The following is an 8,223-nucleotide window of genomic DNA, read 5'->3' as shown; positions in this document are numbered from 1 at the left end:
GATATTCTTCAAATTATCCGCCCCCCTGAGTCAACCGCCCACTAATCGAACAAAAACATCCTATTTGATGAGATATTGACCAACCCAAGGCTATTGTCAGCAATCGCAAAGCCACTTCGAACAGAAAGTTCGAACGCAGAGACGTGCCTATAGACAACATGTCGAATGACAACAGACGAACACCGAATCCGATTTGGTGCTTACGGTAAGATTCGTTATGTGTAGGGATAGCGATGCGCAGGGGTTTCTATGCTCGGCTGTATATGAGTTATTTGAGTTGGGCATGGCTGGGTTTTTCTTGCATAAAAAAACCCGCGACAGGCGCGGGTTTCTTTATTCCACAAACAAGGTCAACAGTTACTTGGCAGCAACTACATTGATCTTGACGGTGGTCTTGACGTCAGCATGCAGCTGAACAGCGATTTCGTATTCGCCGGTGTAGCGCAAAGCGCCTTCTGGCATACGAACTTCGCTCTTGGCAACAGCTACACCGGCAGCAGTGATGGCATCAGCCACATCACGGGTACCGATAGAACCGAACAGCTTACCTTCGTCACCGGACTTGGACTCGATGGTCACATTTTCCAGCGCTTCAACTTGGGCAGCACGAGCTTGCGCAGCAGCCAGAACACCAGCCAATTTGGCTTCGAGTTCGGCACGGCGAGTCTCAAACACTTCCAGGTTTGCCTTGGTAGCCATTACAGCCTTGCCTTGCGGGATCAGGTAGTTACGAGCGAAACCGCTCTTCACTTCAACCGTGTCACCCAGACCGCCCAAACGAGCGATTTTATCGAGCAGAATTACTTGCATTACCTTTCCTCGGTCAATGTTGAGTTAGGCCAAACGCCAAATCACTTGTTGTGCAGATCAGTGTAAGGCAGCAGAGCCAGGTAACGGGCACGCTTGATAGCGCGGGCCAGTTGACGCTGATACTTGGCGCGAGTACCGGTGATACGGCTCGGTACGATCTTGCCAGATTCAGTAACGTAGTTCTTCAGGGTCAGAGTATCTTTGTAATCGATCTCGGTAACGCCTTCAGCGGTAAAGCGGCAAAACTTACGACGACGGAAATAACGTGCCATTTGCGGTTATCCTCTTAATAGTCTCTGGAATTACTCAGCGGCTTCAGATACGTCATCAGCGCGATCGTCACGACGACCACCTTGACGTTCTTCGCGGGCCTTAGCCATCGGAGAGGCTTCGGTCACAGCGTTCTTAGTGCGCATGATCAGATTGCGGATAACTGCATCGTTGTAACGGAAGTTAGATTCCAGTTCGTCGATAACAGCTTGCTCAGCTTCAACGTTCATCAGAACGTAGTGGGCCTTGTGCAGCTTGTCGATTGGGTAAGCCAGTTGACGGCGGCCCCAATCTTCCAAACGGTGGATCTTGCCGCCAGACTTCTCGATGGCGCCGGTATAGCGCTCGATCATGCCAGCAACTTGTTCGCTCTGGTCCGGATGAACCATGAAGACGATTTCGTAGTGACGCATGGATTGCTCCTTACGGTTTAGTAGCCCCCGTCTTGGCTCAGTCAAACCATCGAGGGCAAGGAACTTAAAAGTGTGTTTTTGACTGACTTTTGAGGCGCGGAATTGTACGCAGAGGAACGGGGTAACGCAATCAATATTTAACCGTCTCGTATGCGGGATAGTGGACATAGGCTCAGAAAATCATAGCCATAAAAAAGGACGGCCCAGCCATCCTCTTTATTGTCATGGTAATACCGCCCGTTATCCGCGACGTTGTCGTACCGCCTCGAACAAACAAACCCCGGTTGCCACCGAGACATTGAGGCTGGAAACTGCACCGGACATAGGAATACTGATCAGTTCGTCGCAGTGCTCTCGTGTTAAACGACGCATTCCTGCCCCCTCGGCTCCCATCACCAGGGCCAAGGGTCCGGTGAGCTTGCTCTGGTACAAGTCATGGTCCGCTTCACCGGCGGTACCGACGATCCAAACCCCACGCTCTTGCAGCTCCCGCAACGTACGCGCCAGATTGGTGACCTGGATAAAGGGAACCGTTTCTGCCGCGCCGCACGCGACCTTGCGTGCCGTACCATTCAAGGTCACCGATTTATCACGCGGTACCACCAGTGCATGCACACCGGCAGCATCGGCGTTCCGCAAACAGGCACCAAGATTATGGGGATCGGTGACGCCATCCAGGATCAGTAGGAAAGGTTGTTCCTGTTGATCCAGCAAGGCCCATAAATCTTGCTCATCATATTTTTTGCCTTCACGAATGCGGGCAATAATGCCTTGGTGGATCGCCCCTTCGGCTTTGTCATCCAACGTCTTGCGGGTTACCAACTGAATGCTGACGCCACAGCGTTGCAATTCGTTGAGTAATGGCAGCAGACGCTCATCTTCACGCCCCTTAAGAACCCAGGCTTCAAGAAATCGTTCAGGCTGGCGCTCCAGCAAGGCGGTGACGGCATGAATGCCATAAATCAATTCATTACTCACGAGTGGATCCTTTATGTGTTGCAGAGGCTCAATGATTCATGAGCCTATGTCGGGGCTATTCTAGCTCAGCTCGAAGCGATAATCCTGCCTCTTACCCCACCCTCAGCGGCAGGCAATCCGCAAATACAAAGCGCTCTATCCAGAGCGCCTTGTCTGAGCGGTCAGAATGAAACTCAAGGTTTCTTCGGGGCCTTGCTGCGCTTGGATTTACTGCGACGATTCTTTTTGGCAGCCGGCGCACTGGCGGTAGACTCTTTACTTCCCGCTTTCCGGCCGCCATTTTTGCTGTGGCCGGACTTTTCGGCATTTTTTTGCTCGGCCTTGTGGTCTCGACGCCGGGCAGCCTTTGCCTTCTCTCCCTTGATCTCTTCGAGGCGCTGAAGCTGTTTCTTTGCGTCTTTGCCTTTAAACAGGAATGGATCCTCGATCAGTTGGAAATCAATTTTGCGATCATCCAGATTAACGCCCATGACCTTGACTCGCACCTTGTCGCCCAGACGGTGAACTCGGCGGAAGTTTTCACCAATCAGAGTCTGCCGAGCTGCATCAAACTGGTAGTAATCATTGCCCAGCGAGCTGATGTGCACCAAACCATCGATGTGCAACTCCGCAAGGCGGACAAACATACCAAAGCCGGTGACACCGGAAATGACTCCGTCCATCTCGTCACCGACATGGTCCAGCATGTATTCACACTTAAGCCAATCCGCCACATCTCGTGTGGCATCATCAGCCCGGCGTTCCGTCATCGAACAATGCTCACCCATGGGCTCGATTTCGTCGTACAGGTAATTGTAACCGCCGCTCGGAGTCCACTTGTGCTTGGGGTTACCTTTCTCTTTGGCCAACTGGTACTTGATTGCACGATGCAGCAACAGATCTGGATAACGGCGAATTGGGGATGTGAAATGCGCATAAGATTTCAACGCCAATCCAAAGTGGCCGACATTATCGGCGCAGTATTGCGCCTGGGACATGGAGCGCAGCAACATGGTGTTAATCAACTCCACATCCGGACGGTCCACCACCAGGGCTGCCAGCTCGGCAAAATCTTTAGGCTCCGGCTCCAGCCCTCCCTTCAGCTCTAGCCCCAACTCGCCCAGGAATTTGCGGAAGGTATCCAGTTTGAGTTCACCGGGCCGCTCGTGGATACGGAACAGCGTCTCGGCTTCACACTTCTCGATGTAACGCGCCGCGGCGACGTTTGCCTGGATCATGCATTCTTCAATCAGCTTGTGCGCATCGTTGCGCACCAGTGGCACAATCCGCTCGATCTTGCGTTGGGCATTGAAGATGAAGCGGGTTTCGTCGCTTTCAAATTCCACAGCCCCACGTTGGTGACGCGCATGTTTTAACGCCTGATAGAGATGGTGTAACTCCTCGATATGCCCCACCAACGGCTCATATTGCTGGCGCAGTTTCGGATCGCCGTCCAGGATCGCCGCTACCTTGGTATAGGTCAGACGGGCATGAGAATTCATCACCGCCTCGAAGAATTTGTAACCGGACATGCGGCCATTTTCGCTAATGGTCATCTCGCAGACCATACACAACCGATCGACCTGCGGATTCAGCGAACAGAGCCCGTTGGAGAGCACCTCTGGCAGCATGGGGATGACGTTCTCCGGAAAGTAGACCGAATTACCCCGGTTATGGGCTTCGGCATCCAGCGCCTTACCATGGCGGACGTAATAGGAAACGTCGGCGATCGCCACCCACAGACGCCAACCGCCAGAGCGTTTGCGTTCGCAAAACACCGCATCATCAAAATCTCGCGCATCTTCACCGTCTATGGTCATCAACGGCAATTGACGCAAATCGAAACGACCAATCTTGGCCTGCTCCGGCACCTCTTCGGTCAGGGATTTGATCTCTTCCAATACCTCGGCAGGCCAGACATGAGGAATACCGTGGGTGCGGATGGCAACCTCGATCTCCAAGCCCGGATCCATGTGATCGCCCAGGACTTCCAGAATTTCACCGACTGCATTCATGCGGCCAGACGGGCGCTGGGTAATGCGCGCCACCACCATCTGGCTTTGCCGGGCGCCCTTATTCATGCCTGGCGGGATCAGAATGTCCTGACCAATGCGGGTATCATCAGGCACCACAAAACTGACATCATTTTCGACGAAGAAACGGCCGACGATATCCATGTCCCGGGACTTCAACAAGCGAACCAGACGAGCCTCGCGGCGCCCCCGTGGATCTAGCCCAGTCGGCTGGACCAATACATAGTCGCCATGCAGCAACCGATCCATCTCACGGGGAGCAAGAAACAGATCTTCACCACCCTCTTCCGGACGCAGAAAGCCAAAACCATCCTTATGCCCCAGTACCGTTCCCTTCACCAGATTCATCTTCTCTGGCAGCGCATAGGCCTTGGCACGGGTGAAAACCAGTTGACCATCACGCTCCATGGCGCGCAACCGACGCCGCAACGCCTCTTCCTGCTCTTCACCTTGAAGCTTGAGCAGCTTCATCAAATCATCTCGGGAGACAGGAGTGCGTTGTTTCTCAATCAGCGCCAGAATGGCTTCACGACTCGGGATGGGGTTTTCATATTTTTCGGCTTCGCGTTCGCGAAAAGGATCCGTAATGGACATAGGCGGGCCTTGTTTAAGGAAATAGGAGAAGTGTCGTGAAAAGTATAACGAAAGCCCATCACAAATAGCACGGTATGTTTCATTCCCCCCGTGCCACAGACTATGATGAGTGCAATAACGACCCTAATTGCTGTGCGAGTCGCCAATGTCCAAAGAGAATTTTACGCAAACCACCGCCTACCTGAAACAGGCGGTCCCTTTGATGATCAAGTACCAGATCCCGACAACACCGACCAACTATGCTCTCTGGTATACCTATGTCGCACAAACCAACCCGCAATTAACGGATGCCGTTAACAAGACAATTGAGGATTCCGGGGTTTGTACTCCGCTGACCAGCGAGTTGTTGTATCAGCAGCATGTCGCCGCCCAGACTGAGCGGAATGTCGAGATCATGAAACAGAGCCTGGAAGCCATGGTCACCGAAATAAACAACAGCATGCAGGATACCCTCAGCGGCACGGGCGAGTTTCAAGCCATGCTGGACAAGAGTTTTTCCCGGCTGATGAAGATCGACGATGAGGGGCTGTCGATCGAAGAGACCATGTCTCTGGTTCGCGAGCTGGTGCAAGGATCCCGGAATATCAGTCTGTCGACCCGCCAGTTTCACAGTCAGCTCAGTGAGGCAGAAAAAGAGATCGCCGAGCTCAAGAGCAAGTTGGAGCAAAGCCGTGAGGAAGCCTTCCACGACTCCCTGACCGGGCTGCTAAACCGCCGAGCCTTCGACCAGGAGATCCACCATCAACTCTCGGTACAAGCGTCTTTTGCCCTGATTATTCTCGATATCGACCGCTTCAAGAACATCAATGATGGTTTCGGCCATGTCTTCGGCGATCAAGTTCTCAAAGCCATTGCGCGCCGCGTCAGGGATAGCTGCAAGAGTGGCGAGCGCGCGTTCCGGATTGGCGGTGAAGAAATTGCCATCCTGTTGACTGGCCGCAATCTGCTGATCGCCCGTCAATTTGCCGAATCACTGCGTCGGGCCATCGAAAAAATCAGCGTCATGGATCGCAAGAGCGGACAACATCTCAACACCATCACAGCTTCGTTTGGCGTCACCGAATATGTTGCAAACGATAATTACGAGAACATCATGCGCCGGGCCGATGAACAGCTTTATCGTGCCAAAGAGCTGGGTCGTAACCGGGTCATGCCGATGTCGCTGTAATGATCAACCGCCAGAGTCGCTAGCAGGGCGCGTTGAGCACCTTGCTGGTTAACCACCCAGCACTTGCAACATCTGCGAGCGCACCCAGTCGGCTAACTGCTCATAACGAGCACGCAAAGGTGAGCCCGGGCGATACACCAGCCCAATGGCCCGATTGGGCACCGGGTCGCAGCAAGGAACATAACAGACGCCATCGCGACACCGTTCATTCGGCACCGCCAACTCCGGCAACAAGGTAACACCGGCACCTGCCGCCACCATGTTGCGCAAAGTCTCCAAGCTAGTGGCGCGGAAGTGTCGATCCTCTGTCGCTCCAGCAGCAAAACAAAAGCCGAGCGCTTGATCGCGCAAACAATGACCATCCTCCAGCATCAGCAAACGATGACCAGCTAACTCACGCAGTGGAACCTGCTCCCGGTCATGCCACTCATGTTCGAGTGGTACCGCCAGGACCATGGCTTCATCGAATAGCGGCAATTCGACAAAGCATTCGGTTTCCTTGACCAAGGCCAGGATGGCACAGTCAATCAATCCACTTTCCAGCTGGGCCACAATCTGCTGGGTCTGTGCTTCGTGGAGATAAAATTCAAGCTTGGGAAACGCATGGCGCAACCCCGGCACTACATGGGGCAATAAGTAGGGACCAACCGTCGGAATAAGCCCCAGATGCAAGGGGCCACTCATGGCCTCGCCATGGCTACCGGCCATTTCGCGAAACCGCTGGGCCTCGGTCAACACCTTGCGCGCCTGCGCCACCAACTGTAATCCGGCCTGAGTAAACAGCACCTTACGGCTGGTGCGCTCCAAAAAGATCACCCCCAGCTCCTCTTCGAGCTTCTTGATCTGCCCGCTCAAGGTAGGCTGACTGACAAAACAGCGCTCTGCTGCGCGCCGGAAGTGCTCCTCCTCCGCCAGCGCGACCAGATATTCCAGATCCTTCAGATTCATGTGCTATTCACCATTGATAGGAGTTACCTATCAAAAGAATAGCAAGCAACGATTGGCGCTATCAATCCATATCCGCGATGATGGCTCTGTCGACGGGGCAAGAGTGAATGCCCCGCAAAAATCCAAAACCATAGCGAATACCATTACCCAAGGAGAACCACCATGTTCCAGAACCACGAAGGTAAAAAAGTTCCTCACGTTACGTTCCGCACCCGTCAAGGCGATCAATGGGCCGATGTCACCACTGAACAACTGTTCGCCGGTAAGACAGTGATTGTATTTTCACTGCCAGGTGCCTTCACCCCGACCTGTTCCTCAACCCACCTGCCGCGTTACAACGAACTGCAGCCGGTATTCAAGAAACTGGGCGTCGATGACATCCTGTGTGTCTCCGTCAACGATACCTTTGTCATGAATGCCTGGAAGGATGATCAGAAGGCCGACAAGATCACCTTCATTCCCGATGGTAACGGCGAATTCACCGATGGCATGGGCATGCTGGTTGGTAAGGAAGACCTGGGCTTCGGCAAGCGCTCCTGGCGCTACTCCATGCTGGTGAAAGACGGCGTGGTCGAGAAGATGTTTATCGAGCCGAACGAACCAGGCGATCCATTCAAGGTTTCCGATGCCGACACCATGCTCAAGCATCTGGATCCAAGCTTCAAGGTTCAGGAGTCTGTGGCTCTGTTCACCAAGCCAGGCTGCCCCTACTGCGCCAAGGCCAAACAGTTGCTGATTGACCGCGGCATCCAGTACGAAGAGATCATCCTGGGTAAGGATGCCACCACCGTCAGTCTGCGTGCCGTTACCGGCCGCACTAGCGTGCCGCAAGTCTTCATCGGTGGTCAGCACATCGGTGGTAGCGACGACCTGGAAACCTACCTGGCCAAGTGAGTCGTTCCTGGGTGAGCCGATGCGTTCCGCTCACCCATCGTTAGTATCAGTGCCGTTTTTGTGGGAAGTTCGCTTCCCACTTTTTTCGGGAATCACTGCAAGCCCGCTGCTCCTGGTGAGGAGATCTCCAGTCGGC

Annotated in this window: 8 protein-coding genes; 2 read left to right on the top strand and 6 right to left on the bottom strand. The window is 53.7% G+C overall.

All coding sequences use genetic code 11. The features are described 5' to 3' along the window. Positions 1 to 357: 357 nt before the first annotated feature. The 5 genes from rplI to rnr all read right to left on the bottom strand — a co-directional run bounded on the left by rplI (position 358) and on the right by rnr (position 5,077). Positions 358 to 810 carry a 50S ribosomal protein L9 gene (rplI, locus tag ACZYUB_RS03355; RefSeq protein WP_460882937.1) on the bottom strand — a complete coding sequence of 151 codons (453 nt, stop codon included), beginning with the start codon at positions 808 to 810 and terminating at the stop codon, positions 358 to 360. Between the two features lie 41 nt (positions 811 to 851). Next, positions 852 to 1,082: a 30S ribosomal protein S18 gene (rpsR, locus tag ACZYUB_RS03350; RefSeq protein ID WP_460882936.1), complete on the bottom strand. Its 231-nt coding sequence runs from the start codon at positions 1,080 to 1,082 to the stop codon at positions 852 to 854. A 30-nt stretch (positions 1,083 to 1,112) separates the two neighbouring features. Beyond that, on the bottom strand, positions 1,113 to 1,493 hold the full coding sequence (gene rpsF / locus ACZYUB_RS03345) for a 30S ribosomal protein S6 (protein WP_460882935.1): 381 nt from the start codon (positions 1,491 to 1,493) through the stop codon (positions 1,113 to 1,115). A gap of 240 nt (positions 1,494 to 1,733) precedes the next feature. Beyond that, complete coding sequence (gene rlmB / locus ACZYUB_RS03340) at positions 1,734 to 2,471, bottom strand: 23S rRNA (guanosine(2251)-2'-O)-methyltransferase RlmB (protein ID WP_463945516.1); 738 nt, start codon at positions 2,469 to 2,471, stop codon at positions 1,734 to 1,736. Positions 2,472 to 2,644: 173 nt separating this feature from the next. Further along, positions 2,645 to 5,077, bottom strand: coding sequence for a ribonuclease R (gene rnr, locus ACZYUB_RS03335; protein ID WP_463945514.1), 2,433 nt, complete (start codon positions 5,075 to 5,077; stop codon positions 2,645 to 2,647). A gap of 145 nt (positions 5,078 to 5,222) precedes the next feature. Here rnr and ACZYUB_RS03330 point away from each other — a divergent pair, with 145 nt between their 5' ends. After that, a complete protein-coding gene (locus ACZYUB_RS03330; protein WP_463945513.1) occupies positions 5,223 to 6,245 on the top strand; it encodes a GGDEF domain-containing protein in 1,023 nt (340 codons plus the stop codon). A 48-nt stretch (positions 6,246 to 6,293) separates the two neighbouring features. Here the strand turns inward: ACZYUB_RS03330 and oxyR are convergent, their stop codons facing one another. After that, positions 6,294 to 7,193 carry a DNA-binding transcriptional regulator OxyR gene (gene oxyR / locus ACZYUB_RS03325; protein WP_463945511.1) on the bottom strand — a complete coding sequence of 300 codons (900 nt, stop codon included), beginning with the start codon at positions 7,191 to 7,193 and terminating at the stop codon, positions 6,294 to 6,296. A gap of 162 nt (positions 7,194 to 7,355) precedes the next feature. On the opposite strand from oxyR, the gene ACZYUB_RS03320 reads away from it, so the two are divergent. Further along, on the top strand, positions 7,356 to 8,087 hold the full coding sequence (locus ACZYUB_RS03320) for a glutathione peroxidase (RefSeq protein ID WP_463945509.1): 732 nt from the start codon (positions 7,356 to 7,358) through the stop codon (positions 8,085 to 8,087). Positions 8,088 to 8,223: the final 136 nt, after the last annotated feature.

This window comes from Pseudaeromonas sp. HNCC25DJ182, assembly GCF_055413365.1.
Note: the sequence above shows the minus strand (reverse complement) of the source record. Positions and strands in the feature narration are given on the sequence as shown.

What these genes read in the sequence shown, in the direction of transcription:
- ACZYUB_RS03320 (WP_463945509.1), top strand. Translation starts at nt 7,356, where the DNA reads ATGTTCCAGAACCACGAAGGTAAAAAAGTTCCTCACGTTACGTTCCGC.
- oxyR (WP_463945511.1), bottom strand. Translation starts at nt 7,193, where the DNA reads ATGAATCTGAAGGATCTGGAATATCTGGTCGCGCTGGCGGAGGAGGAG.
- rpsF (WP_460882935.1), bottom strand. Translation starts at nt 1,493, where the DNA reads ATGCGTCACTACGAAATCGTCTTCATGGTTCATCCGGACCAGAGCGAA.
- rpsR (WP_460882936.1), bottom strand. Translation starts at nt 1,082, where the DNA reads ATGGCACGTTATTTCCGTCGTCGTAAGTTTTGCCGCTTTACCGCTGAA.
- rplI (WP_460882937.1), bottom strand. Translation starts at nt 810, where the DNA reads ATGCAAGTAATTCTGCTCGATAAAATCGCTCGTTTGGGCGGTCTGGGT.
- ACZYUB_RS03330 (WP_463945513.1), top strand. Translation starts at nt 5,223, where the DNA reads ATGTCCAAAGAGAATTTTACGCAAACCACCGCCTACCTGAAACAGGCG.
- rnr (WP_463945514.1), bottom strand. Translation starts at nt 5,077, where the DNA reads ATGTCCATTACGGATCCTTTTCGCGAACGCGAAGCCGAAAAATATGAA.